The organism is Enterobacter cloacae complex sp. P40C2 (assembly GCF_014930695.1).
In the GTDB taxonomy this organism is placed as follows: domain Bacteria; phylum Pseudomonadota; class Gammaproteobacteria; order Enterobacterales; family Enterobacteriaceae; genus Enterobacter; species Enterobacter pasteurii.
This window is the reverse complement of sequence record NZ_JADBRP010000009.1, coordinates 78933-104943: the sequence shown is the minus strand read 5'-3', so window position 1 is coordinate 104943 and position 26011 is coordinate 78933. Positions and strand designations below refer to the sequence as shown.

General features: G+C 56.9%; 28 protein-coding genes. 17 read left to right on the top strand and 11 right to left on the bottom strand.

Annotated features, from left to right (window positions below; all coding sequences use genetic code 11):
- Window positions 1-6: 6 nt before the first annotated feature.
- Window positions 7-1206 (bottom strand): enterochelin esterase, encoded by a 1200-nt coding sequence (gene fes / locus IM304_RS15950; RefSeq protein WP_193355993.1) that lies wholly within the window; start codon window positions 1204-1206, stop codon window positions 7-9.
- A 145-nt stretch (window positions 1207-1351) separates the two neighbouring features.
- Between fes and IM304_RS15945 the strand changes: the two genes are divergently transcribed.
- Together IM304_RS15945 and entD are read left to right on the top strand one after the other, a co-directional pair.
- Window positions 1352-3592 (top strand): TonB-dependent siderophore receptor, encoded by a 2241-nt coding sequence (locus IM304_RS15945; RefSeq protein WP_193355992.1) that lies wholly within the window; start codon window positions 1352-1354, stop codon window positions 3590-3592.
- A 195-nt stretch (window positions 3593-3787) separates the two neighbouring features.
- Window positions 3788-4477 carry an enterobactin synthase subunit EntD gene (gene entD, locus IM304_RS15940; RefSeq protein WP_193355991.1) on the top strand — a complete coding sequence of 230 codons (690 nt, stop codon included), beginning with the start codon at window positions 3788-3790 and terminating at the stop codon, window positions 4475-4477.
- On the opposite strand, the gene IM304_RS15935 is transcribed toward entD, so the two are convergent.
- The 5 genes from IM304_RS15935 to betT all read right to left on the bottom strand — a co-directional run bounded on the left by IM304_RS15935 (window position 4413) and on the right by betT (window position 10116).
- The gene (locus tag IM304_RS15935; protein ID WP_193355990.1) at window positions 4413-5252 is read right to left on the bottom strand and encodes a metal ABC transporter permease; all 840 of its coding nucleotides are present in this window, start codon (window positions 5250-5252) and stop codon (window positions 4413-4415) included. The genes entD and IM304_RS15935 overlap by 65 nt on opposite strands.
- Complete coding sequence (gene sitC, locus IM304_RS15930; RefSeq protein WP_148419311.1) at window positions 5249-6106, bottom strand: iron/manganese ABC transporter permease subunit SitC; 858 nt, start codon at window positions 6104-6106, stop codon at window positions 5249-5251. The genes IM304_RS15935 and sitC overlap by 4 nt, the downstream gene beginning before the upstream one ends.
- Window positions 6103-6909, bottom strand: coding sequence for a manganese/iron ABC transporter ATP-binding protein (locus IM304_RS15925; protein WP_193355989.1), 807 nt, complete (start codon window positions 6907-6909; stop codon window positions 6103-6105). Before IM304_RS15925 ends, sitC begins: the two co-directional genes overlap by 4 nt.
- A 2-nt stretch (window positions 6910-6911) precedes the next feature.
- Window positions 6912-7823: a metal ABC transporter substrate-binding protein gene (locus IM304_RS15920; protein WP_193355988.1), complete on the bottom strand. Its 912-nt coding sequence runs from the start codon at window positions 7821-7823 to the stop codon at window positions 6912-6914.
- 259 nt (window positions 7824-8082) lie between these two features.
- Window positions 8083-10116, bottom strand: a complete 2034-nt coding sequence (gene betT / locus IM304_RS15915) for a choline BCCT transporter BetT (protein ID WP_193355987.1) — start codon at window positions 10114-10116, stop codon at window positions 8083-8085.
- Window positions 10117-10244: 128 nt separating this feature from the next.
- Here betT and betI point away from each other — a divergent pair, with 128 nt between their 5' ends.
- From betI to betA, 3 genes are read left to right on the top strand one after another with little or no spacing between them, the layout of a single operon-like run.
- On the top strand, window positions 10245-10832 hold the full coding sequence (gene betI, locus IM304_RS15910; protein WP_023334836.1) for a transcriptional regulator BetI: 588 nt from the start codon (window positions 10245-10247) through the stop codon (window positions 10830-10832).
- A gap of 13 nt (window positions 10833-10845) precedes the next feature.
- On the top strand, window positions 10846-12318 hold the full coding sequence (gene betB / locus IM304_RS15905) for a betaine-aldehyde dehydrogenase (protein ID WP_193355986.1): 1473 nt from the start codon (window positions 10846-10848) through the stop codon (window positions 12316-12318).
- A 13-nt stretch (window positions 12319-12331) separates the two neighbouring features.
- On the top strand, window positions 12332-13996 hold the full coding sequence (gene betA / locus IM304_RS15900) for a choline dehydrogenase (protein WP_193355985.1): 1665 nt from the start codon (window positions 12332-12334) through the stop codon (window positions 13994-13996).
- 278 nt (window positions 13997-14274) lie between these two features.
- Here betA and IM304_RS15895 read toward each other — a convergent pair whose 3' ends face one another.
- Entirely contained in the window at window positions 14275-14727 is a 453-nt protein-coding gene (locus tag IM304_RS15895; RefSeq protein ID WP_148419323.1) for an SgcJ/EcaC family oxidoreductase, read from the bottom strand.
- A 323-nt stretch (window positions 14728-15050) separates the two neighbouring features.
- Here IM304_RS15895 and IM304_RS15890 point away from each other — a divergent pair, with 323 nt between their 5' ends.
- The 4 genes from IM304_RS15890 to IM304_RS15875 all read left to right on the top strand — a co-directional run bounded on the left by IM304_RS15890 (window position 15051) and on the right by IM304_RS15875 (window position 17156).
- Window positions 15051-15242 (top strand): hypothetical protein, encoded by a 192-nt coding sequence (locus IM304_RS15890; protein WP_148419325.1) that lies wholly within the window; start codon window positions 15051-15053, stop codon window positions 15240-15242.
- Window positions 15243-15416: 174 nt separating this feature from the next.
- Window positions 15417-15839: a DUF2000 domain-containing protein gene (locus tag IM304_RS15885; RefSeq protein ID WP_193355984.1), complete on the top strand. Its 423-nt coding sequence runs from the start codon at window positions 15417-15419 to the stop codon at window positions 15837-15839.
- Window positions 15840-16024: 185 nt separating this feature from the next.
- Window positions 16025-16357: an SMR family transporter gene (locus tag IM304_RS15880; protein ID WP_193355983.1), complete on the top strand. Its 333-nt coding sequence runs from the start codon at window positions 16025-16027 to the stop codon at window positions 16355-16357.
- A 433-nt stretch (window positions 16358-16790) separates the two neighbouring features.
- Entirely contained in the window at window positions 16791-17156 is a 366-nt protein-coding gene (locus IM304_RS15875; RefSeq protein WP_193355982.1) for a hypothetical protein, read from the top strand.
- A 53-nt stretch (window positions 17157-17209) separates the two neighbouring features.
- On the opposite strand, the gene IM304_RS15870 is transcribed toward IM304_RS15875, so the two are convergent.
- Window positions 17210-17566, bottom strand: a complete 357-nt coding sequence (locus tag IM304_RS15870) for a hypothetical protein (protein ID WP_193355981.1) — start codon at window positions 17564-17566, stop codon at window positions 17210-17212.
- Between the two features lie 220 nt (window positions 17567-17786).
- Here IM304_RS15870 and IM304_RS15865 point away from each other — a divergent pair, with 220 nt between their 5' ends.
- The 8 genes from IM304_RS15865 to IM304_RS15830 all read left to right on the top strand — a co-directional run bounded on the left by IM304_RS15865 (window position 17787) and on the right by IM304_RS15830 (window position 23771).
- Window positions 17787-18455 (top strand): transcriptional regulator, encoded by a 669-nt coding sequence (locus IM304_RS15865; RefSeq protein WP_193355980.1) that lies wholly within the window; start codon window positions 17787-17789, stop codon window positions 18453-18455.
- The gene (locus IM304_RS15860; RefSeq protein WP_193355979.1) at window positions 18445-19248 is read left to right on the top strand and encodes a PhzF family phenazine biosynthesis protein; all 804 of its coding nucleotides are present in this window, start codon (window positions 18445-18447) and stop codon (window positions 19246-19248) included. The genes IM304_RS15865 and IM304_RS15860 overlap by 11 nt, the downstream gene beginning before the upstream one ends.
- Before the next feature lie 113 nt (window positions 19249-19361).
- The gene (locus IM304_RS22385; RefSeq protein ID WP_193356037.1) at window positions 19362-19610 is read left to right on the top strand and encodes a hypothetical protein; all 249 of its coding nucleotides are present in this window, start codon (window positions 19362-19364) and stop codon (window positions 19608-19610) included.
- Complete coding sequence (locus IM304_RS22435) at window positions 19543-19701, top strand: hypothetical protein (protein ID WP_193355978.1); 159 nt, start codon at window positions 19543-19545, stop codon at window positions 19699-19701. The genes IM304_RS22385 and IM304_RS22435 overlap by 68 nt, the downstream gene beginning before the upstream one ends.
- A complete protein-coding gene (locus IM304_RS15845) occupies window positions 19632-20039 on the top strand; it encodes a multidrug efflux SMR transporter (protein ID WP_227009694.1) in 408 nt (135 codons plus the stop codon). Before IM304_RS22435 ends, IM304_RS15845 begins: the two co-directional genes overlap by 70 nt.
- Window positions 20040-20052: 13 nt before the next feature.
- Window positions 20053-22434, top strand: coding sequence for a choline trimethylamine-lyase (cutC, locus tag IM304_RS15840; protein ID WP_193355976.1), 2382 nt, complete (start codon window positions 20053-20055; stop codon window positions 22432-22434).
- Window positions 22397-23356, top strand: coding sequence for a glycyl-radical enzyme activating protein (locus tag IM304_RS15835; RefSeq protein ID WP_193355975.1), 960 nt, complete (start codon window positions 22397-22399; stop codon window positions 23354-23356). The genes cutC and IM304_RS15835 overlap by 38 nt, the downstream gene beginning before the upstream one ends.
- A 196-nt stretch (window positions 23357-23552) precedes the next feature.
- On the top strand, window positions 23553-23771 hold the full coding sequence (locus tag IM304_RS15830) for a YgdI/YgdR family lipoprotein (RefSeq protein WP_148419344.1): 219 nt from the start codon (window positions 23553-23555) through the stop codon (window positions 23769-23771).
- 35 nt (window positions 23772-23806) lie between these two features.
- Here IM304_RS15830 and IM304_RS15825 read toward each other — a convergent pair whose 3' ends face one another.
- The 3 genes from IM304_RS15825 to IM304_RS15815 all read right to left on the bottom strand — a co-directional run bounded on the left by IM304_RS15825 (window position 23807) and on the right by IM304_RS15815 (window position 26009).
- Complete coding sequence (locus IM304_RS15825) at window positions 23807-24517, bottom strand: GNAT family N-acetyltransferase (RefSeq protein ID WP_193355974.1); 711 nt, start codon at window positions 24515-24517, stop codon at window positions 23807-23809.
- 114 nt (window positions 24518-24631) lie between these two features.
- Window positions 24632-25105, bottom strand: a complete 474-nt coding sequence (locus tag IM304_RS15820; protein ID WP_176610963.1) for a cold-shock protein — start codon at window positions 25103-25105, stop codon at window positions 24632-24634.
- Window positions 25106-25238: 133 nt separating this feature from the next.
- On the bottom strand, window positions 25239-26009 hold the full coding sequence (locus tag IM304_RS15815; RefSeq protein WP_193355973.1) for a (S)-acetoin forming diacetyl reductase: 771 nt from the start codon (window positions 26007-26009) through the stop codon (window positions 25239-25241).
- Between the last annotated feature and the right edge of the window lie 2 nt (window positions 26010-26011).

Below are 26011 nucleotides of genomic sequence, written 5' to 3'. Positions count from 1 at the left end.
ACTCCGTTATTGAATAAGCGGCTGCCAGAGGGTCATCAGCCCCTGCGTCAGCCCACCGCGCCAGCAAAGCGCATCGTGTCCGCCGTCAACCTGACGCCAGACAACCGGCTGCTGTGGGTGTAGTTCGGCGTAAATGGCCTGATTCGCGCGGAAGATAAGCGGCTCGTTGCGCCCGGCTTCAAGAACGATGCGCAGGCCGCGTGCGGCTTTCTCACCCGCTTTGAGTTGGGCGATAAGCAGCCCTTCCTGCTGCCCGCCGCGGTGCGGCCACCAGTAAGAGCCGGACTGGCTCAGCACGCAGCCAAAGCGCTGCGGCCAGTTGAGTGCGGCATAGAGAGAGGAGAGGCCGCCGAAGCTCTGACCTGCGACTACCGTACGGTCGGCGCAGTCGCTGAAGGGCGTTATGCTTTTTACCTGCGGGAGGAGCTCTTCCTGCACCGCCAGCCAGAAATCGGGGTTGCACGGCAGCTCGCGGCTGCGGTGTGCGGTATCAATCACGTCGATCAGGACGTAGACCGCGGGCGGCAGCCTGCCGTCAACGGTCAGCGCCGCCAGCGCAGGCCAGACGGGCATGCTTTCCGCCCAGAACTGCCCGTCAAGCAGCACCGCCAGCGGGCGCTCGGGGCTGACGTCGCCGGTGGTAAAGATCCACACGCGGCGGCGGTTCTTCAGGCGCGCGCTGTTCCACTCAATGCAGAGCGGCGCCTGATACGGCGTATCGGGACGATCCCAGCCGGGCTGAAGGGGCGCGTCCGGCATCTCAAGCGCCGAGACGGCATGCCCGCGCCCGCCGCGCCAGCTTATGGGGTTGAGCGGATCGGACACCGCGCGCGGCAGCAGTTTGCGCCAGCCTTCACGCAGCGCCATGCGGTCCGGCTGCTCGCCTTCAAACACGGCACCGGCAAAATCGTTTTCATTTACGGAGGGGATAAAACAGTAGCTGCCGCGCCACTCGGGGCTGAACTCGCCCTGCCACCGCCAGACGTCGGTATTCGGGATGCGTTCAAGGGACTGCGGGCGGGCATTTTGATGGTGATCGGTCACGCCGGTGATGTAGAGCCAGACGCGTTTCACCGTAGACGTGTCCTGCGTTCCTGCCGGGTCCCGCCACCAGAAGGTGACGTGATAGTTCTCCTTATGGCGCTCCCACTCAGGCCCGTTTTTTGACTGCCACCACGCTTCACTTCCCGTTGTTAACGCCGTCACCCTTATAACCCCATGTTTAACAGTCTTTTTTGTTTCAGAGCAAATTTTATTGATAATATTATTGATAACTATTTGCATTTGCAATAGCGTAGTGCCCGCGCTGTGGGAAGCGCGCTCAAAAGCAACCATAAATGCGGGACATCTAATGAATAAGAAGATTCACTCTCTGGCCTTGCTGGTCAATTTAGGGATTTACGGCGTCGCGCTGCCCGCCATGGCAGACGACAGCACCACCTCAGCGCAGCACGAAGACACCATGGTAATCACCGCCGCCGAGCAGAATTTGCAGGCGCCGGGGGTTTCCACCATTACCGCCGACGAGATCCGCAAAAACCCGCCCGCGCGCGACGTGGCGGAAATCATCCGCACCATGCCGGGCGTTAACCTGACCGGGAACTCCACCAGCGGCCAGCGCGGTAACAACCGTCAGATTGATATTCGCGGCATGGGGCCGGAAAACACCCTGATCCTGATCGACGGCAAGCCGGTAACCAGCCGTAACTCCATCCGCCTGGGCTGGCGCGGCGAGCGCGATACCCGCGGCGACACCGGCTGGGTGCCGCCAGAGATGATCGAGCGTATTGAGGTCATTCGCGGTCCGGCCGCCGCCCGCTACGGTAACGGCGCGGCAGGTGGCGTGGTGAACATCATCACCAAAAAGTTCGACGACCAGTGGCACGGCTCCTGGAACACCTACCTGAACGCGCCGGAACACAAAGACGAAGGTTCCACCAAACGCACCAACTTCAGCCTGAGCGGCCCGCTGGGCGGCGACTTCAGCTTCCGCATGTTCGGTAACCTGGACAAAACCCAGGCCGACGCCTGGGACATCAACCAGGGTCACCAGTCTGACCGTACCGGCGCTTACGCCAACACCCTGCCCGCAGGCCGTGAGGGTGTAGAGAACAAAGACATCAACGGCGTGGTGCGCTGGGACTTCGCGCCAATGCAGTCCCTGGAGTTTGAGGCGGGCTACAGCCGCCAGAACAACCTGTATGCGGGCGACACGCAGAACACCAACAACGACAACGCGCTGGTGAAGAAAAACTACGGCAAAGAGACTAACCGTATCTATCGCCAGAACTTTGCCGTCACCTGGAACGGCGGCTGGGATAACGGCATCACCACCAGCAACTGGGCGCAGTACGAACACACCCGCAACTCCCGTCTGGGCGAAGGGCTGGCGGGCGGTACTGAAGGTCTGTTCAACAGCAATAAATTCACCGACACCGATCTCTCCGACGTGATGCTGCACAGCGAAATCAACCTGCCGATTGATTTCATCGTTAACCAGAACCTGACGCTGGGCACGGAGTGGAACCAGCAGCGCATGAAGGACTCCACCTCCTTCACGCAAACCCAGCAGGGCGGCACCGTTCCGGGCATGAGCGACGACCGCAGCCCGTACACGTCAGCGGAGATTTTCTCCCTGTTCGCTGAAAACAACATGGAGCTGACCGACAGCACCATGCTGACCCCTGCCCTGCGCTTCGACCATCACACCATCGTGGGTAACAACTGGAGCCCGTCCCTGAACCTGTCGCAGGGCCTGGGGGATGACTTCACGCTGAAGATGGGCATCGCGCGCGCCTATAAGGCACCGAGCCTGTATCAGACCAACCCGAACTACCTGTTATACAGCAAGGGCCAGGGCTGCTACGCAAGCTCCGACGGCGTGGGCTGCTACATGATGGGTAACGACGATCTGAAAGCGGAAACCAGCATCAACAAAGAGATTGGCCTGGAGTGGAAACGCGACGGCTGGCTGGCGGGCGTGACCTGGTTCCGCAACGACTACCGCGACAAGATCGAAGCGGGCTATGCGCCGATTGGCCACACCTCTTCCGGTAAGGTGCAAACCGATATCTATCAATGGGAAAACGTGCCGAAGGCGGTAGTTGAAGGTCTGGAAGGCTCCCTGAACGTGCCGGTCAGCGACACGATTAACTGGACCAACAATATTACCTACATGCTGCAAAGCAAGAACAAGGAGACCGGCGACCGTCTGTCGATCATCCCGGAGTACACGCTGAACTCAACCCTGAGCTGGCAGGTGCATCAGGACGTGTCGCTTCAGTCGACCTTCACCTGGTACGGCAAGCAGCAGCCGAAGAAGTACAACTACAAAGGTCAGCCGGTGACCGGGTCTGAGAAAGACGAAGTCAGCCCGTACAGCATCGTTGGCCTGAGCGCGACCTGGGACGTGACCAAAAACGTCAGCCTGACCGGCGGCGTGGACAACGTCTTTGATAAGCGCCAGTGGCGCGCGGGGAATGCCCAGACCACCGGGAATACCGCGACGGGTGCCTATATGTACGGCGCGGGGGCTTATACATATAATGAGCCAGGCCGTACCTGGTATATGAGCGTGAATACCCGATTCTAGGTAAAAGCAAAACGGCAACCTCGTTGCCGTTTTTAGTGTTTGCTCCCTCTCCCTGTGGGAGAGGGCCGGGGTGAGGTCGAGGTAAAAGCAAAACGGCAACCCCGTTGCCGTTTTTAGTGTTTGCTCCCTCTCCCTGTGGGAGAGGGCCGGGGTGAGGGCATCAGGCCGCACTATTCGTTGACAGAAGGAAAACCCATGCACACCACCCACCGCACCTTCGCGCTCGCCAACCTCACCCTCCACCACGTCACCTTCGACCCCACCACCTTCACCGACGCCGATCTCCTCTGGCTCCCGCATCACGCGCTGCTCGCTGACGCCGGACGCAAACGCAAGGCCGAGCACCTGGCGGGCCGTATTGCCGCCGCGCACGCCTTACCGGACCACCCCGTTCCCGGCATCGGCCCCAGCGGCGAACCGCTCTGGCCGCAGGGTATTTCCGGCAGCATCACCCACAGCGGCACGCGGGCCATGGCCGTCGTCGCGCTACACCCGGCCCTTATCGGCATCGATTGTGAAACGATCCTCCCCGACAACGAGGCCAGAGAGATAAAAGACGGCATCATTGATGCGCAGGAAGAACTCGTGCTGGCCCGTTCGGGATACCCGTTTGCCCTCGCCCTTACGCTGGCGTTCAGCGCCAAAGAGAGCCTGTTCAAGGCCCTCTTTCCCCGGGTGCAGGCCTGTCTGGGTTTTGACAGCGCCCGCGTCACCCAGCTCGGCGATAAGACGCTTACGCTGGCGTTAACCCGTCAGCTGGCGGGCTTTAACGAAGGCGCCGCCTTTACCCTCCACTGGCAACAGCACGGCGAACAGGCGATCACCCTGCTGTCGCGCGCTCCTGCCGACGAGCCTTCAGGCTGGTCACCACAAAGGTCACGATAAACACCACCGCGAACAGCACCACAATGGTTGGTGCGGGCGCGCTGTCGAGATAGTACGACGCATACACCCCGCTTACCGACACGAGGGCTGAAACGGCAACCGCCACCAGCAGCGCCGCGTGAAAGCGCCGGGCGATCAGCACCGCAACCGCACCGGGCGCAATCAGCAGCGAAATCGACAGAATAATCCCCACCGCTTTCAGCGTCGCCACGATGGTCAGCGAGACCATGCACAGTAAGCCGTAGTGCAGCCAGCGCGCGCGCAGCCCGCTTGCCTGCGCCTGCTGAGCGTCAAAGCAGAACAGCAGGAAGTCGCGCCACTTCAGGCCAATCACCAGCGCAATCAGCCCCGCGACGAGGCCGCTTTGCAGAATGTCCATCCCGTTTATGCCCAGCATATCGCCAAACAGAATGTGGTCGAGATGCACCTCGGGTTTGACGGCGATATAGAGGATCAACCCGGCGCCAAACATGCCGGAAAAGACAATCCCCATCACCGTATCCTGCTTGATGCGGCTGTTATCCTTCAGGTATCCGGTGGCGACCGCGCAGAACAGGCCGGCCACAAACGCCCCCAGCGCCAGCGGCAGGCCCATCATCCACGCCAGCACGACGCCGGGAAATACCGCGTGGCTCATGGCGTCGCCCATCAGCGCCCAGCCTTTCAGCACCAGGAAAACCGACAGCAGCGCGCAGGGCACGGCCACCAGCAGCGATATCAGCAGCGCGTTGTTCATGAACGCAAACTGAAAGGGTTCGAGAAGCAGCGCCATCATGGTTGCGCCTCCTGGACGTGACGCGCCCGACGGCGGCTGGCGAGCAGCCCGTGCTTCGGCGCAAAGACGAACGCCAGCAGGAACAGCAGCGTCTGGGCGACCACAATAATGCCGCCGGTTGCGCCGTCCAGGTAATAGCTGGCCCACGCGCCGAGGAAGCTGGTGAGGCTGCCAATGGCAACGGCAATTATCAGCAGGCGCGGGAAGCGGTCGGTGAGCAGCCACGCGGTCGCGCCGGGCGTGACCACCAGACAGATCACCAGAAATGCCCCGACGGTTTGCAGCGCCGCTACGGTGGAGACCGCCAGCAGGGTAAAGAACAGGATCTTCAGGCGTTCAGGACGCAGGCCGATGGCGCGGGCGTGGTTCTCATCAAAAAAGGTCACCATCAGATCTTTCCATTTGAACAGCAGGATAATCGTCGACGCCGCGCCGATGATCGCCAGCTGGACGATATCTTCCGGGGCGATAGCGAGGATATTGCCGAGGACGATAGTCTGAATATTTACCGAGGTCGGGTTGAGCGAGACCATAAACAGCCCCAGCCCGAAAAATGAGGAGAAGATCAGCCCGATGATGGCGTCCTCCTTCAGGCGGCTGCGCTGGTTCAGAAACAGCATGCTGCCCGCCGCCAGCCCGCCGGACAAGAACGCCCCCAGCGAGAACGGCAGCCCGAGCATGTAGGCGCCCGCCACGCCCGGCACGATGGAGTGCGAGAGCGCGTCGCCAATCAGCGACCAGCCCTTAAGCATCAGATAGCAGGAGAGAAACGCGCACAGCCCGCCCACCATCGCCGACACCCACATCGCGTTGAGCATGTACTCATAGCCGAAGGGTTCAAGAAGCGCGTTCATTTTGCCTCCTGCCGGTGGGTAATAAAGGGCCGCTCGTCGTCGGTAATAATGCGGTCCTCTGAGCCGCTGAGCACCACGTGCCGCAGCACGCCGCTGAAGGCGCGCTCAAGGTTCCCGGCGGTGAAGGTGGTTTCCGTCGGGCCGCTCGCCAGCACGGTGCCTTTCACCATCACCGTGTAATCGCAAAACGCCGTGACCGAGCCCAGGTTATGGGTCGACACCAGCATGGTTTTGCCCTCGTCGCGAAGCTCGCGCAGCAGGCTGATGATTCTGGCTTCGGTTTTGACGTCCACGCCGGTAAACGGCTCGTCGAGCAGGATCACCTCCCCCTCCTGAGCAATAGCGCGAGCCAGAAACACGCGCTTTTTCTGCCCGCCGGACAGTTCGCCAATCTGCCGATGGCGCAGCTCAAGCATATCCACGCGCTTCAGCGCCTCGGTCACGATCCGCCGATCGTTTTCCTTTGGCCGACGCAGAAACCCCATATGCCCGTAGCGGCCCATCATCACCACGTCTTCGACCAGCACCGGAAACGACCAGTCAACCTCTTCCGACTGCGGGACGTAGGCGACCAGGTTCTGGCGCAGCGCCCGGTGAGGCGGCAGCCCCTCAATGGTGATGGAGCCGCTCGCCGCCCGCACGAAGCCCATCACCGCCTTAAACAGCGTGGACTTGCCGGAGCCGTTCACCCCCACCAGGGCGGCAATCGATCCGCCCGGCACGCTGAACGACGCGTCGCGCAGCGCCGTGTGCCCGTTGCGGTAGGTCACGGTCACGTCCGTGACGACAATCCCCTTATGCATGGTTACTCCTTCATGCCGTCACGGATGCCCTGCACCAGCGTGCGGGTCGTGACGTTCAGCAGGTCGATATAGGTCGGCACCGGGCCGTTTTCCGCGCTCAGGGAGTCGACGTACAGCACGCCGCCGTAGTGGGTATCGGTTTCCCGGGCCACCTGACGCGCGGGCTTATCCGATACCGTGCTTTCGCTGAACACCGCCGGGATGCGATGTTTTTTCACCAGATCGATAACCTTGCGCACCTGCTGGGGCGTGCCCTGCCGATCGGCGTTGATCGGCCACAGGTAAAGCTCCTTCAGGCCCAGATCGCGCGCCAGATAGGAGAAGGCCCCTTCGCTGGTCACCATCCAGCGCTTGTCTTCCGGGATCTCCGCCACCTGCTTGCGCAGCGGCTCAAGGGTAGCGACGATCTTCTGCTTGTAGGCTTCAGCGTTGCGCTGATAGGTCTGCGCATTCGCCGGATCGTACTTCACCAGCGCGTCGCGGATGTTATCGACGTAAATCAGGGCGTTGTCGGGAGACATCCACGCGTGCGGGTTGGGCTTGCCGTTATAGGGCCCTTCGCTGATGCCCATCGGCGTAATGCCTTTGGTGACAATCACCTCCGGCACGCCGTTCAGGTGCTGATAAAAACGCTGGAACCACAGCTCCAGGTTCATGCCGTTCGCCAGGATCAGCTGCGCCTTCTGCGCGCGTTTGATATCGCCCGGCGTGGGCTGATACTCGTGTATTTCCGCGCCCGGCTTGGTGATAGAGGTCACTTCCGCGGCGTCACCCGCCACGTTTTTCGCCATATCCGCGATGACGGTAAAGGTGGTGATAACCCGGAACTTTTCGGCCGCCAGCGCGCCGGTGGTGGTCGCGGTCATGAACAGCGCGCCGAGTAACAGACGCTTCAATCCTTGCCGTGGGTGCATCGCAGAAGTCTCCTGATATGGTTAAATTCAAAGCAAAATTAGCCCGTGCTATAAGGTATAGCACAGGCTATATTTAAATGAAAATGGTTATCATTAAAGTTGTGTCAATGAAGGGTCAGGAGAAATACTGGACGGAAGAGGCCAAACTGCGCCTGAAGGCGCTTCGCTTATCAGGCCCGCGATAAGCTGAATTTGCAGGCCGGGTGAGGCATCGCCGCCGCCCGGCATGAGGGCGACGGCAAATGCCTCTGTACATCACTCAAACATCCGGGAACATCACGCTATTCCCCGGCGCTTCCCTGTGCAGATGGATAAAGTTCAGGTGTCGTTCATACTGGTCCAGAATGTCCGTAATCACCTGCTCCTTGCTGTAGTCCATCAGATCATTCCCCTGGCTCCCTTCCAGCAGGAAGGTCTCCAGCCGGTAGTAGGTCGATTTGCCGCTGCGCGCGCGGTAGGTAAACCCGGGCACGGAGTACTGCTGCGGCCAGATCTGATAGACAAAGTTCTGCTCGTCGCCCATGTGCACCAGCAAATCCAGGTGCCCAAGGGTCTCGCCCTCTTCCGGCGGCAGATTTTTCAGCTCGACGTAGGCACCGCGCAGGCGCAGCTCCTGAGCTACTTCCTCCATCGCCGGGAAGCAGACCGTCTCCATCATCTGGCTGGTATAGCGCGTGCCGGGATAATTCATCAGGCGCGACAGGCGTTTCTTCCAGCTCAGACGGTCCTGGGCGCCCATCGGACGTGGCGCGGTGTCGCGGCTGGCGCTTTCGCGGCGGTAATCTTCCACCTTGAGCGATTTATACAGCCCGGCCATCACGAAGAAGATGACGAAGCTGAACGGCAGCCCCATGATCACCGTGGTGTTCTGCAGCGCCGAGATCCCGTTGGTCATCAGCATGCCGAGCGTCAGCAGGCCGATGGCGACGGACCAGAAGATGCGCAGCCAGTTCGGGGCGTCGCTGTTAATATCCTTCAGCTTCGAGGTGAAGTTGCCCAGCACCAGCGCGCCGGAATCCGCCGAGGTGACGTAGAACAGCAGGCCGGTAATGGTCGCCACTGAGGCGCTAAAGGTAAACGCCGGATACTGCGCCAGCAGGCTGTAGAAGCCGCGCTCCGGGTGCGCCATCGCTTCCTGGGCAAAGGTCGCGTTACCGTGAATAATCTCGTGCAGCGCGCTGTTGCCGAAAATAGACAGCCACAGCAGGGTAAAGGTGAACGGAATGATCAGCGTGCCCATCACGAACTGGCGAATGGTGCGCCCGCGCGAAATACGCGCCAGGAACAGGCCAACAAACGGCGACCACGCCACCCACCACGCCCAGAAGAACAGCGTCCAGTTGTTCATCCACTCCACCGGGCGGTCAAAGGCGAAGCTGTTCAGCGTCATGCCCATAAAGCGGTTCACGTAGTCGCCCACGTTCAGCACTAAAGCGTTGAGCAGGAACGAGGTGTCGCCCATAAACAGCACGAACAGGATCAGCCCAAGCGCCAGCGCCACGTTCAGCTCGGAGAGCACGCGGATGCCTTTATCCACGCCCGACGTTACGGAAATGGTGGCGATAATCACCGAGAGCGCAATCAGCGCCGCTTTGGCCGCCATCGAATCCGGGATATTAAACAGCACGCTCAGCCCGTAGTTGAGCTGCACCACGCCAATGCCGAGCGTGGTGGCGATACCGAAGATGGTACCGATCACCGCCGCAATATCAACGCTGTGTCCAATCGGGCCATTAATCTTTTTACCGAAAATCGGATAGAGCGCGGAGCGGATGGTGAGGGGTAAATTATAACGATAGCTAAAGTATCCGAGCGCCATCCCCATCAGGGCGTACATCGACCAGCCGGTCAGGCCGTAGTGGAACAGCGTCCAGACCATCGCCTGGCGCGCGGCCTCCATCGTCTGCCCTGCCCCTTCCGGCGGCTGCATATACTGCGTGACCGGTTCGGCCACGGAGAAGAACATCAGGTCAATGCCGATACCGGCGGCAAACAGCATCGCCGCCCAGCTCAGCAGGCTGAACTCGGGCTTGGACTGCTCTGGCCCGAGCTTCACCGAGCCGAAGCGCGAGCAGGCTATGCAGACCACGAAGACAATATAGAGCGTCGCCGCCAGCAGGTAGTACCAGCCGAAGGTCTTCGACACCCAGTTCAGGGTGCGGCCAATCCACTCGGCAGAAAAATCGCTAAAGAAGATCGTCGTCAGGGAAAACAACAAAATCAGCCCGGCGGAAGTGTAAAAAACAACCGGATTGATTTTGTCTTTTTCTCTGTCTTGTGAAAGGTCTGTCATCCAGTATCCCCACTGTTTTTGTAACTATTAAAATCCAAAATCGCAACAATTAAGACACATTTTATATTGAACGTCCAATCAAAAACCGCTTTAATGTATTACCAACGCTGATGAATGGAGTGGCAAAAATGCCCAAAGTGGGGATGCAGCCGATCCGGCGCAGGCAGCTAATCGACGCCACGCTGGAAGCAATTAATGAAGTGGGAATGCATGACGCAACCATCGCGCAGATCGCCCGTCGGGCGGGCGTTTCCACGGGGATCATCAGTCACTACTTCAAAGATAAAAACGGCCTGCTGGAAGCGACCATGCGCGACATCACCGGCCAGCTGCGCGATGCGGTTTTAAGCCGCTTACGCGCCCTGCCCAACGGCAGCGCAGAGCAGCGATTACAGGCGATTGTTGGCGGCAACTTCGATGAAACCCAGGTAAGCGGCGCGGCGATGAAGGCCTGGCTGGCCTTCTGGGCGAGCAGCATGCATCAGCCGATGCTCTACCGCCTGCAGCAGGTCAGCAGCCGCCGGCTGCTCTCAAATCTGGTGTACGAATTCCGCCGGGAGCTGCCGCGTGAACAGGCTGAGGAGGCGGGCTACGGGCTGGCCGCCCTCATCGACGGGCTGTGGCTGCGCGCGGCGTTAAGCGGCAAACCGCTGGACAAAACTCTGGCGCAATCGCTCACCAGCCACTTTATCAGCCAGCATTTACCGACCGAATAACCGAGGAGAAATTATGTCCCGAATGGCAGAACAGCAGCTTTATATAAATGGTGGTTATGTATCCGCCACCAGCGGTCGCACCTTCGAGACCATCAACCCGGCTAACGGTGAAGTTCTGGCGACCGTGCAGGCCGCCGGGCGAGAGGACGTCGACCGCGCCGTGGAAAGCGCGACGCGCGGGCAAAAAATCTGGGCGGCGATGACCGCCATGGAGCGCTCGCGCATTCTGCGCCGCGCCGTCGATATCCTGCGCGAGCGCAACGACGAGCTGGCTAAGCTTGAAACCCTCGACACCGGTAAAGCGTATTCGGAAACCTCGACCGTTGATATCGTCACCGGCGCGGACGTGCTGGAGTACTACGCAGGGCTGATCCCGGCGCTGGAAGGCAGCCAGATCCCGCTGCGCGACACCTCGTTCGTGTACACCCGCCGCGAGCCGCTGGGCGTGGTGGCGGGCATCGGCGCGTGGAACTACCCGATCCAGATCGCCCTGTGGAAATCTGCGCCGGCGCTGGCGGCGGGCAACGCCATGATCTTCAAGCCGAGCGAGGTCACCCCGCTCACCGCGCTTAAGCTTGCCGAGATCTACACCGAAGCGGGCCTGCCGGACGGCGTGTTTAACGTCCTGCCGGGCGTGGGCGCGGAAACCGGTCAGTTCCTGACCGAACATCCGGGGATTGCCAAAGTTTCCTTCACCGGCGGCGTTGCCAGCGGCAAGAAGGTGATGGCGAACTCGGCGGCCTCGTCCCTGAAAGAGGTGACGATGGAGCTCGGCGGCAAATCCCCGCTGATTGTGTTTGACGATGCTGATCTGGATCTCGCGGCGGACATCGCCATGATGGCCAATTTCTTCAGCTCCGGACAGGTGTGCACCAACGGCACCCGCGTGTTCGTGCCCGAGAAATATAAGGCCGCGTTTGAGCAGAAAATCGCTGAGCGCGTGGGCCGCATCCGCGCGGGCGATCTGTTCGATGAAAACACCAACTTTGGCCCGATGGTCAGCTTCCATCACCGCGACAGCGTGATGCGCTACATCGCCAAAGGCAAAGAGGAAGGCGCGCGCGTGCTGTGCGGCGGCGACGTGCTGAAGGGCGACGGCTTTGACAATGGCGCGTGGGTCGCCCCGACCGTGTTCACCGACTGCACCGACGAGATGACCATCGTGCGCGAAGAGATCTTCGGCCCGGTGATGTCTATCCTCACCTACGCGTCCGATGAAGAAGCCATTCGCCGCGCCAACGACACCGACTACGGCCTGGCGGCGGGCATCGTCACTGCCGATCTGAACCGCGCGCACGGCGCCATTCATCAGCTCGAAGCGGGCATCTGCTGGATCAACACCTGGGGCGAATCCGCCGCGGAGATGCCGGTCGGCGGCTACAAGCACTCCGGCATTGGCCGCGAGAACGGCGTCATGACGCTTCAGAGCTACACCCAGGTGAAGTCCATCCAGGTTGAGATGGGTAAATTCCAGTCCATATTTTAACCGGGAGGTTTATTTGCAATTTGACTACATCATTATCGGGGCCGGCTCCGCCGGCAACGTACTGGCAACACGACTGACTGAAGATCCGAACACCACCGTTCTGCTGCTGGAGGCAGGCGGGCCGGATTACCGCTTTGACTTCCGCACCCAGATGCCCGCCGCGCTGGCGTTCCCGCTTCAGGGCAAGCGCTACAACTGGGCCTATGAAACCGAACCTGAGCCGCATATGAACAACCGCCGCATGGAGTGCGGACGCGGTAAAGGGCTGGGCGGCTCCTCGCTGATCAACGGCATGTGCTACGTGCGCGGCAACGCGATGGATCTGGACAACTGGGCTAAAGAGCCGGGCCTGGAGCACTGGAGCTACCTCAACTGCCTGCCCTACTACCGCAAGGCAGAGACGCGCGACGTGGGCCCGAACGACTACCACGGCGGCGACGGTCCGGTGAGCGTCACTACCTCTAAACCGGGCGTAAACCCGCTGTTCGAAGCGATGGTGGAAGCGGGCGTGCAGGCGGGTTATCCGCGCACCGACGATCTGAACGGCTACCAGCAGGAAGGCTTCGGCCCGATGGACCGCACGGTCACGCCGCAGGGCCGACGCGCCAGCACCGCGCGCGGCTATCTGGACCAGGCGAAACCGCGCCCGAACCTGACCATCCGCACCCACGCCATGACCGATCGCATTCTTTTTGACGGCAAGCGCGCGGTGGGCGTCGAGTGGCTGGAGGGCGAAAGCACCATCCCGTCCAACGCGACGGCGAAAAAAGAGGTGCTGCTGTGCGCTGGCGCCATTGCCTCTCCGCAGATCCTCCAGCGTTCCGGCGTGGGCAACGCCGAACTGCTTAAGCAGTTTGATATCCCGCTGGTGCATGATTTACCCGGCGTGGGCGAAAACCTGCAGGATCACCTGGAGATGTACCTTCAGTATGAATGTAAAGAGCCGGTCTCCCTCTACCCTGCCCTGCAGTGGTGGAACCAGCCGAAGATTGGCGCGGAGTGGCTGTTTGGCGGCACCGGGGTGGGGGCGAGCAACCACTTCGAAGCGGGCGGGTTTATCCGCAGCCGCGAGGAGTTCGAGTGGCCGAACATTCAGTACCACTTCCTGCCGGTGGCGATTAACTACAACGGCTCAAACGCGGTGAAGGAGCACGGCTTCCAGTGCCACGTCGGCTCCATGCGCTCGCCGAGCCGCGGGCACGTGCGCATCACGTCGCGCGATCCGCACCAGCATCCGGCGATCCTGTTCAACTATATGTCCCACGAGCAGGACTGGCAGGAGTTCCGCGACGCGATCCGCATCACCCGCGAAATCATGCACCAGCCCGCGCTGGACAAGTACCGTGGTCGCGAAATCAGCCCGGGCATCGACTGCCAGACGGATGAACAGCTGGACGAGTTTGTGCGTAATCACGCCGAAACCGCTTTCCACCCGTGCGGCACCTGCAGGATGGGTTACGGCGAGATGGCGGTGGTCGACGGCGAAGGCCGCGTTCACGGGCTGGAGGGATTACGCGTGGTGGATGCGTCGATTATGCCGCAGATTATTACCGGCAATCTGAACGCCACGACCATCATGATTGGTGAGAAGATTGCCGACGCGATCCGCGGGCGCGAGCCGCTGGCGAAGAGTACGGCGGCGTATTATGTGGCGAACGGCGCGCCGGTAAGACGCTGAGTGGTTCCCCCTCTCCCCAAAGGGTTGAGGGATCCCCATAAAATAATGCCTGCACGGAGGACCCCCTCTCCCTTGAGGGAGAGGGCTGGGGTGAGGGGGAACATATGGCTGTAGAGGTAATTCCGTTCACTTTATGTTCCTTGCTACTCTGTAACGGCATGACTTGTGAACGTGCCAGGGCGCCGCTGTAAGTTATTCATTTTCCTGAAGCAACATTCATCGCTTCCGGTAAAAAATTACTGGGAACTCCTCAGCCCCAAAGAGAGAGGGGACAGATCTTATCCTTCCGGCATTGCGGAGGAGTGGTGAGAGGAAATTTTCCACGCTTTTCCGTCCCACGCATAGGTGAAGGTATAGCGTGCCGTCACTGACGATTTATCGGCGAAGGTAAAGGTATACGTACCCGTATCAATAGCTTTATTGCAGCCCAGACGAATGGTGCGGGTGTCTATTTTGCCGAACGGCTTCTTCTTCAGAAAATCCTGGAAGTAATCCACGCGCTCCTGGTCGGTCAGCCGGACCTGATTCGAAATTGTCGGCAGCAGAACCGCATCGCTCAGGTAATTCTCCGCAACCTTATGGGCATCCCCCGTCTGAAGCGAGGCATTCCATTTATCAAAGAGCGCTTCAATTTGCTGATTATCAGCCTTTACGCAGTCGGGCGCGGTCGCGGCAAAAGCAGAAGACGAGGCAAGGCCGAGAAGTACAGTAAGAGAGACTAACTTTTTCATAAACCATTTTCCTTATGTGGTTTTGTTCCTGTGAAGCGCACTATCCCGATTATCACGCTGGGTGACAATCCCCATTACTTATTATTACGATTTTTACAAAATGACGATAAATGGCGGATATTTCTACTGCCGCGTTAACCCGCTACAATAAAAATATATTAAAAACATGAAGTTAAATTGTAATGTAATATTCATGAGCGCTTACAGGCTGAATTATTTTGTTACCGTTAATTTCAACAAACAACAAATGTTGAAAATACAACTTTTTGTTTAAGTAATATCATTGCCTCCTACTCGCCAGGCGCTATTGAGAGGATCGCATTATGCTGAACAGTAAGTTATGTCTGAACGTCTCCCTTATTATCCTGAGCCTGCTACTCAGCGGCTGCGTAATCGGGGAACATCACTCAACCGAGCACCATCGTTCGGATCATCATCCCTGGCACCATGAATCCTCCCGCGCACACGGCTGGCATGATTTTCATGGCCATCATGGCCATCACGGACGCCATTAATCCCCCCGGCAGGCACGTACGGTTTCAGGCGGGAACCTGTTTCTGGGCGTGCTGATGGCCCTTGCCTGCCTGGTCACGGCTGACGTCTGCCGCAGGCACACTTTCGTTAACGTTCGTTATTGACCGTATACGGCATAAACAACAAGCCTGTTAACAGGACATTGAGGAATCGAGATGTTTGAAGATAATCAAAAAAAACTCTATATCATTGTTAACCGCACGCAGGATCCGGCACTGCTTCTGAATGCCACCGCCCATCTGGCCGCCGGGATCATGCGAAAGGCGGATGACGTGCTCTTTCATGATTACCCAAACGATGAAAGTCATCTGAATGCTTACCTTAGCCATTATCCGGTTGTCATCCTTCAGGCGAAAAACAGCAATCAGCTTAAAACAGCGGCGCTGAAGTGTCAGGAAGCGGGGGTAATGCTTAACTTCTTCACTACCACGATGCTGGGTAAGTCCTCTGAAGCCCAGATCCAGGCAACCAAAGCATCTTCTCTGGAAGAGCTGGAGTTTGTGGCCATTGCGCTTTATGGGGATGCAGAAACAATTGCGCCCGTCACAAAAAAATTCTCCGTGTTTCGGCAGGCCTGATACATTTCCCGCATCATATCTTCTTCCCTCCTCCCCACCGTCACGCAGTGAATCGGCATTTTGCGCACCTGACAGGGTGCGCTGGCTCACACATAATTAAACATTGAGTTTAAATTACAACTTAATGTTGATAGAATTTTCTTACACGATTGGGTAAACCGAAGTATTACGAAGCAGGCACCTGAATGAATAGCTACCTTTTTCTTTTATTATCAATAGCATGTGAAGTTATTGCGACAACTGCATTAAAATTATCCGACAGTTTTACTCGTTTATGGCCTTCCCTTATAACCGTGATTTTCTATATTGCGGCGTTCTGGTCGTTAACCATACCGATGAGAACAATACCCACGGGAATTATCTATGCGATATGGTCAGGAGCCGGAATCGTGCTGATTAGCCTTGCGGGATGGATTATATATGGCCAAAAGCTGGATATAGCTGCCGTGGCAGGAATGGCTCTTATTATTGCCGGCGTGGTGGTGATAAATCTTTTTTCGAAAACGGCAGGACACTGAAGAGTTGCTCTATCGCTTCAGATTTCAAGTCACCGGTACAATTTATGATCAAAAATCTTTTAATCTGTTTCGCTGTGTTTCTCGTTCTCCTGCTAACGCTTGAAATTCTTTATATCGAAAAGCGTCATGTTAATTTTTTTCGAGATGGGGTAAGAAACGTTGAGGAAGTGCTGTCTCTCTGGGATGAGCATTAGCCGCGCTACCGCACGGTATTTGAATATTTTTCGTCCGACATCAACAACGTGCAGATGAATTTGTGAAAATTTCAACGTTAAGTATTATTAATGTAAATTAGTGCCGATATATTTGACAGAAGATTTATTAGATGCATATCAGCGTTAGCCCGATGGATAGGCAATAACTATTATGTACTATTACCGGAGGTAGCTAAACTGCTTTCAAAGAGTATATTATTTGTTAAAAAGGTAAATGAGTGGAAACAACAAAATTATGGATTTCGTTAGGGACTATTGTCAGCCCTATTACTGGAACGTTTTTCACTAAAATAGTTACACAACATAATCATAAATATCTGCTCTGGTATAAGGGCGACTATCTTATCAAACCGGGTGATAAAATTAAGGTTAGTAACAACGGTTTTGTCATTTCCGGGCAATTGCGCTCGGTGAACATTATCCAGATTGATAAATATAGTCCGACCCTCTGGCGGGTAATGCACAATATGTCCAGCTGCCCCGGGGACAGAGAACCGGAAAATCCTTATTGTACGTCAACAACCCGATGTATTTTCAAGTCTTGCCCTCACGGCAAAACGCGCCATGCCCTGCAAAACCGTTGAAAATACGATCGCCTGAGCCTCTTCCACCAGAGGCTTTATTATAAAATGAATGCTCATCTGCTGACGCAGGGTGCAATTACCCGGCCAAGCTCTTCATTAGTCTGCTTTGACCCTGAGATAAGCGTAATATCCAGAAAGTTGGCCCCTGTGGTATGCGTCATATCAACCTGGGCAATCAGCCGGTTCCCCTCAGAGATATCAAAAAAGTTAGGCGTGTCCCGCTCGGGGAAGATGTACTCCACCTCATAGCCTTCGGCGCCGAGCGCGCTTCGCATACAGTTATATCGTCCGTCCAGACCGGGATGCGATGAAACGGTAAAAGGTTTATAGGTGGTCGCATCGCCAAAAGGACGCACCAGCTGGCATGCCGTGAGGAGCGTTACGGCCACAATCACAGTTAAAAATTTCATTTTATCCTTTAAGCATTAAGCAGTTACGGTCAATTCAACCGGTTGGTTCGGCATAAAATGTACCCGCACACGCCGCCTTTATCAACTTTTTGTTGATAATTAAACACTATCGATATACTTTAACGCTACCAGGACTCTCGCTTGCGGCAAAAGGCCGGGTAAGGAAAGTAGCGAGGATTTACACAGGACATCTGACCATGCAGAACATACAGGAACAACGATGAAATCAGATTACGCAAAACAGATTGAACTGATTTCCGGGCCGCTGGAAGCGGCAATGGAAGCTCTTGCAGGTACGCTGTCGGCGAACCAGGAGATAGTCCTGCACAACCTCACCACGCCCGATCGGTCCGTAATAAAGATTGTCAACGGGCACGTCAGCGGCAGAAAAGCGGGTGATAATCTGTTATCCGGTCCTGAAAAAGACAAAGGATTTGCCCTGTTGCTTAAAAAAAACGAGGACAGCACCCCGGTAACGGTAAAAAATTATAAAACCGTCACGGCGTCCGGACGGACCCTCAACAGCGCCTCGACAATTTACTATAGTGAGGAAGGGGTACCGCTGATGGCCTTTTGCATCAATATCGATACCTCGCCTTACGACCAAATGCGCAAGTGCCTCGACGCGATAACGGGCGGCCCACTTCCCGATTCAGACCCGCAGGATATGAACCTGGGGGGCATCATCGAGCAGTCAATCCAGGAAATCATCGATAAACATTCGGTCCCGGGCAAAAAGGTACAGAAAGCGCAGCGGCTTAAAATAGTCGCTGAAATGCACGCTAAAGGCATTTTCAAAATGCGGGGTGGCGTCCAGCACGCGGCGCAGGCCCTGGGCGTGACCCGCTATACGGTTTATAACGATCTTGAGGTGATGGGTGAAAAATAACATTCCCCGGCGCATTCCGTTTTACCAGGTAGACGCCTTCTCTGACGGCCCCTTTACGGGGAATCCCGCGGCCGTCTGCCTGCTGGACGCCTGGCCGGAGGAGCTTGTTCTCCAGCGCATCGCTATCGAAAACAACCTTTCCGAGACCGCGTTTGTGGTTCCACAGGATGACGGCTTCGCGCTTCGCTGGTTCACCCCTGCGGTAGAGGTGGATCTCTGCGGCCATGCGACGCTTGCCGCCGCGAGCGTTCTCTTTAGCCGTGACGACGCCTGCAACAGCGTGCGTTTCTTCACCCGCAGCGGCGAGCTGACCGTGACCTCGCACGATGGGCAATACACGCTTGATTTCCCCCAGGCGATCCCGTCCCGGATCGCCGCCCCGGAAGGGTTGTTTAAGGCGCTTGGGCTGGAGGAAAACGCCGGTGAAACCTGGCTGGCGTCCGATCTTATCGTGGTTATCGATGATGAGGACAGGCTGGATGCCCTGAAGCCTGATTTTTCCGCGCTGGAAAAGTTTAACGCGCGCGGTGTGGTGGTCACTGCCGCCTCACGCACCTTCGATTTTCGCTCACGCTGGTTCGGCCCTCAGGTGGGGGTAAATGAAGATCCGGTGACGGGTTCGGCTCACACCTTTCTGGCACCGCTGTGGAGTGAAAAACTCTCGAAGAAGAGGTTACGCGCGCAACAGGGCGGAAGCCGTAAAGGCGAACTGATTTGCCACGTTAAGGATAACGGGCGTATCGAACTCTCGGGCAAAGCGTGCCTGATGATTGAAGGAACCTTTATTCTGTAAGCACACGGATGTGAAGCCTAAACGCGGGTGAAACAGTTCAGTCGAGCGGCTGTTCCGCATTTTTACACCAGTAAACACGCTTATATTTTATTTAACAGTGTGAGATTTATTTAATGACGTTAACGAAAAGCGCTGCTGCCCTGCTGGCTGCAGTATCCATTGAAGTTATCGCCACAACCTTATTATCGTTATCAAACAGTTTTCAGCGCCCCGTAGTGGGGTTATCTGCGGTAATAAGCTACGGCGTAAGCTATTATTTTTTTATCGATTGCATTACGCCGGATTCATATCGGCGTGGCCTACGCCATCTGGTCAGCGGTCGGTTTATTCAGCATTACCGCTATACAATACCGCTGTTTTGACTATACGGTGTCCCAGAGGGCATGGATGGGTCTGGGGATGGTCATCGCGGGAACCATTATTCTGAACCTGGCGATCAAGCAAAACAAATAACACTGCAATTAAAAATGTATATTATTCTGAACTGCCTTTTCTGGCTGATTATTTCCGTCACGATGGAAGTCACCGGCACGCTATTGCTCCCGGAGACCAGACATTTTAAAAATATTCCATTAACCATTCACTGCATGGCTTGCTACGCTATTTCTTTTTATTCTCTGTCAATGCTTATGGGATATATTTCACCTGTCGTCGCCTATTCCGTCTGGGCGGGGCTGGGGATTGTGATGATAACCGTGATGAGCGGCATTTTTTATCAATTCAAAAGCAGCATTCTGGAAAAGATCGGGATTGGCTGCATCGTGACCGGGCTGGCGATCGTCGCCTTTTAACAGGAGAAACGGCATGACGACGGAGATGCTTTCACTGCGCGTGGTTCAGCTTCGTGACGCCTACCTTCAGGCAAAACCTTTCGTCTCGGCGCATCGGGCCGTGAGCGTAACCCGGGTCTATAAAGACAATCCGGGAATGAACAACAGCCTGCTCAGGGCGCTGGCCTTTCAGCGTGCCTGTGAGACTGCGCCGCTGCATGTGGCGCAGAATGAACTTATCGTCAGCCATCCTGCTGGCGGCGCACGCGGGGGAGAAGTTTCGCCAGAAATCAGCTGGCGCTGGCTGGCGGAAGAGCTGGAGACCCTTCCCTCGCGGGCGCAGGATCCCTATCAGATTGATGAGGAAACAAAGCGTCTGCTTCGCGAAGAGGTATTCCCCTACTGGCAGGGGCGCTCCCTTGATGAAATGGCGCAAACGCGGCTCAAGACTCACGGGCTGTGGGAATGGTGTCATGACGACGGCATCTGCGACGTCACGATCAAAACGCAAAACGGCGGCGGCGATTCCTGTCCGGGTTATGACACCATCTTGCTGACCAGAGGGATAAAGGGGATCCGCGAGGAGGCGGCATCGCGGCTTCTCGCGCTCGATCCCGCTACGCCCGAGGGCTGTGATGCCTTCAATTTTTACACCGCCATTCTGCACACCTGCGACGGCGTGGTGACCTATGCCCGGCGTTATGCGCACTATCTGAATGCGCTTGCGGAAAAGGAAGGCGATCCGCTGCGTCGCGATGAGCTACTACATCTGGCCGGGATATGCCGCCGGGTGCCGGAGCAGCCGCCGCAGCATTTCCACGATGCGCTGCAGGCTATCTGGTTCGTACACTCCCTGTTTATGCTGGAAGAGAACCAGACCGGCATATCCCTCGGCCGCGTCGATCAGTACCTCTGGCCGCTGCTGGCGCGCGATCTGAACGACGGCACTCTCAATCTTCAGCAGGCTGAGGAACTCCTCTGCTGCTGGCTGATAAAAATGGCCGAAACCCTGTGGATTTGCAGCGAATCGACGGCAATGTATTTTGCTGGCTACCAGCCGTTTATCAACCTCGTGGTTGGCGGCCAGAAGCGCGAAGGTGGCGATGCGACCAACCCGCTGACGCTGGCGATCATGGATTGTTCAGCGCGTTTAAAAATCTACCAGCCGGGTTTAGCGGTACGTATACATAACCAGTCTCCTCAGCCGTTTTTGCGCAAAGTGGTCGACGTGGTACGCAGCGGCATGGGTTTTCCGGCCTGCCATTTCGACGATGCGCATATCCGCATGATGCTGCACAAAGGGTTTAGCTATGAAGATGCCCGGGACTACTGCCTGATGGGCTGCGTCGAGCCGCAAAAATCAGGAAAAATGTACCAGTGGACGTCGGTAGGCTATACCACCTTTACCGCGGCTATCGAGCTGGCTCTGCATAACGGCCAAAACCAAAACGGGAAGCCGTGCGGCCCCGCCACGGGCGACGTGTCCCGGTTCAGTCGTTATGAGGACGTTGAATCCGCGGTTCGGGCCCAGCTCTCCGCTATCGTCAGAAACGCCGCGCAGGCGACGCTTATCGTCCAGAAGCTGCATGCAGAGCATGCCAGAAAACCGCTGATGTCATGCTTTATTGAAGGGTGTATCGCCACAGCAAAGGACGTCACTCAGGGAGGCGCACGCCTCAACGCAGGGCCAGGCCTCATCTGGACCGGGCTTGCCGACTGCGTAAATTCGCTAATGGCCATCAAAACGCTGGTTTTCGACACCGCCCGCTTCACGCTGCGGCAGCTCGTGGAGGCGCTCGACCACAATTTTGTCGGCTATGACGACATACTGACCGCCTGCCAGCGAGCGCCGAAATATGGCAACGATATTCGTGAGGTGGATGAAATCGCCCGCGAGCTGGTGCGTTTTCTCGAGCAGGAGCACCGCCGCTACCGGATGCTGTATGCGCCGTTTGCGTTTGGCACGCTCTCTATTTCAAACAACACCCCGTTCGGGCTTATCACCGGCGCGCTGCCCTCTGGCCGACTGGCGGGTAAACCGCTGGCCGATGGCATCAGCCCGGCCCAGCAAACGGATTACCTCGGCCCGACTGCCATCATCAACTCCGTGAGCCGGATCAACGTCGAGGAGATGGATATTGGCATGGTGCATAACATCAAGCTCATGTACGGGATGCTGGAGACGCCCGAAGGCCAGAACAGCCTGATCCACCTGCTGCGCACGGCGAGCATTCTGGGCAATGCCCAGCTCCAGTTCAGCTACGTGGACGACGAGACGTTGAGAAAGGCGCAAAAGCACCCCGCAGACTATCGCAACCTGATGATCCGGGTGGCGGGCTACAGCGCCTTTTTCGTTGAATTAAGTAAAGAGGTCCAGGATGAGATCATCAGCAGAACCACGCAGCGGCACTTCTGAACAGACGTACGGCTGGATCTCAAACATTCAGCGGTTTTCGTTACATGACGGGCCGGGCATCCGCAGCATTATCTTCTTAAAAGGCTGCCGGATGCGCTGTGCCTGGTGCGCTAACCCGGAAGGGCAAACCACCGGCCGGGATGTTTTCTTCCATGCCGACCGCTGCCTGCATTGTGGCAAATGTGCCGACCTGTGCCCGACGAGGCTGCACGGCATGGACCACAACGTGCATGTTCTTGAACGCGACCGCAGATGCGCGGGCTGTCGGTTATGCGAAGCGCGCTGTCCTGCCGCCGCGCTCAATATTGTCGGCGAGCATGTTAGCGCGGATACCGCCTTTGAAAGGGTCATGGCTGATGAAGTCTGGTTCCGCCAGTCCGGAGGCGGCGTCACGCTCAGCGGCGGCGAGGTGGCGATGCAGCCAGAATTTGCGCGCGTTTTAGTTGAGCGGCTCAAAGCGGAGGACATTCACACCGCAATTGAAACCGCGGGCTACGCTTCCTGGCACGCTATTCATCAGGCAACGTCAGGCTGCGATCTGATCCTGTACGATTTAAAAAGCGCGGAGGATGCGCTGCACGTCCGTTATACCGGCGTCAGCAATAAGACGATTGTGCGCAATCTTGCGCGGCTATTGCAGGGCGGGCAACAGATTATTATCCGTATTCCCGTGGTCCCCTATTTTAACGATGCCCCGGATCGGGCCGATAAATTACTGTCGCTGATCTCCGCGCTAACTAAGGGAAGAGAAAACTTTCAGGGGGTGGAATTACTCCCCTATCACCGTTTCGGTACGGGTAAATATAAATTACTCAACAGGGAGTACGGCTGGAACACAGGTACAGCTAATGTCGATAATTTCTTATCGATTGCACATCACTATCGCCTGCCGGTAAAGGTGTCGGGTACGCTCGCAGGTTAATGGAGAGAAAATCATGTCTACGAAACCAGATGAAGTCTCTGAAGCGGGCGTTACGCCCCTCGAACGTCGCGTTGTTATCGTGACGCTCCTGTTTATGTTTTTGATATATGCAGCGTTACTGATATCTCCCTGGTTGTGAAGTGAATTTCAGTAACCTTATTCGGCCATTGTGGTCTTTTTAATTACAGGCATTAAGATGAAAAAAGTAGTAGCAGTAATAAGTCTCGCATTTATGACCCTGACGGTTGCAGGGTGCTCCAGCGACTATGTATTACAAAAGAAAAATGGTGAAATGATTATCACCCACGGAAAACCGGAAGTGGATGAAGACAACGGCTTAATTACTTACGAAGATATCGCGGGCAATGAACATGCCATCAACCGCGATCAAATTAGTCAGATGATCGAGAAATAACGTACAGGGGCAGAGAGGCTACAGTGCCCTCTGCCCTATACCTCTTTCCGCTGGCGAAATGCCTCAATCCGCCGGACCTGCCGCCCTTCCCCGTCGAAATTATCCGCCGCCAGCCAGGCACGCAGTTCCGCATCCCTTTGCGGCCACTCGCCGTCGATAATGGAGAGCATATCGCTGTCGCGATTGCGTCCTTTACGCACCAGCTTCTGGCGCAGGCGTCCTTCCCAGACAAACCCCAGCCGCTCCGCCGCCCTGCGCGAGGCGACGTTCATCGAATCGCACTTCCACTCCAGCCGACGATATTTATGCTCAAAGGCATTTTTGAGCAGCAGCCACACCGTTTCGGTGCCGATGCGGGAGCCTTTCATCCTGCGCGACCAGGTGACGTGGCCGATTTCCACCGAGCCCTGAAAGCGCTCTATCGCCATATAGCAGACCAGCCCTACCGCCTTTTCGGTACGTAAATCCATCACGGCAAAGGGCACTAGATCGTCATCCATCACCTTACCAAGTACCCAGTGCGCGGTGGCTTCTACGCTTTCAGGCCGGGAGCTGGCAAGCCACGTCCAGTCGCTGTCGTCCCCCAGCGCGTAGGCTTCGTATAAATCAGCCGAATGGCGATCCGCATCCAGCGGCTCCAGACGGCAATACTGACCGGCGAGCGGGGTGCGGGTTAAGGCCCGGGCGCATTTCCAGTCCGGAACGATATCGTTGACGGTTTGACCATGTTGATTGATTTCGGGCACGGCGGAGACTCCCTGATCCCTGAAAGGTAAGGAGTGAGTTATAGCAGGTTAAAAAGCGGACGAAAAGGAAGAACGTGCGGGCCGGGTAAGGCGTCGTCGCTACCCGGCACAAGATTACTTCAGCAGTTTTACCGTAGCGTCGATGTCGATTTCATCTTCGGTAAAGATCATCGTCGTGTTCTGGAAGGTGGTGATTGCCAGCTTCTTCACCGTGCGCATTTCGCCCGGTTTTTTCTCGGTTTTCGGCTTGATGCTGTTCATCAGCAGCCCTACCGACAGCACCGCGTTCTCTTTGTCGATTTTAGCATCCACGGGCTCTTCTTCGCTGAACACCACGAAGGATTTGATCGAGGTGAGCTTCACGCGCTCGCCCGCAATATAGAGGTGCTTACTCTCCGGGATCACCTTCACCGCATAGGCGGAAAGGCCTTTGCTGTTGGTGGTGGGCTCGAAGGTCACCGCAGCATCTTTCTTAATCAGATCGGGGTTGGCGACCTTAATCACATGAAAATAGCGGTTGTCGCCGTTTTCATCTTTGATAAATCCAAAGCCTTTATCTTTAAACCACGTTGTGATTGTACCGTTCATCGCTGTTACCGCCTGTCAGATCTCAAGACTAAAGTTTTGCAGCGCGCAGTGTAATCCACAATGGCTGACGAGACAAAAAAAAGCCCCTGCACGGGGGCAGGGGAAAGTTCATGTCAGAGCTTATCGTTATTTTTTAGTTAAATACCATCCCGCCGTCAATCAGCAGAGACTGGCCGGTCATGTAGTCAGAGTCTGGCCCGGCAAGGTAAGAGACGCAGGCAGCCACGTCTTCCGGTTCTGACAGGCGGCCAAGGGTAATGCGTTTGGCAAAGGTTTCGGTCCCGTAGCCGAGCGGTTTACCCGCCGCTTCGGAGACCTGACGGTCGATCTCTGCCCACATCGGCGTTTTAACGATGCCGGGGCAGTAGGCGTTAACGGTGATCCCCAGCGGCGCGAGGTCGCGCGCGGCGGTCTGGGTTAAGCCGCGCACCGCGAACTTGCTGGAGCTGTACACCGCCAGCTCAGGGTTACCGGTGTGGCCCGCCTGGGAGCAGGCGTTGATGATCTTGCCGCCGTGCCCCTCTTTGCGGAACGCGTCGATCGCGGCCTGCATGCCCCAGATCACCCCCTTCACGTTGATGTTGTAGACCTTGTCGACAATCTCCGGGGTGATGGATTCGATCGGCGTAGACGGCGCCACCCCGGCGTTATTGACGATAACGTTGAAGCCGCCCAGCGCGGTGCGGGCTTTCTCGACCGCCGCAAACACCTGGTCGCGGTCAGACACGTCCACCTTCACGGCGACGGCCTTGCCGCCGTTGCGGGTGATTTCATTCGCGACCGCTTTCGCCGTCTCTTCGTTATAATCCGCGATGGCGACGGCAAAGCCGTCCTTCACCAGACGAAGCGCGATCGCTTTCCCAATCCCCTGGCCGGAGCCGGTTACGAGAGCCACTTTTTGCATTT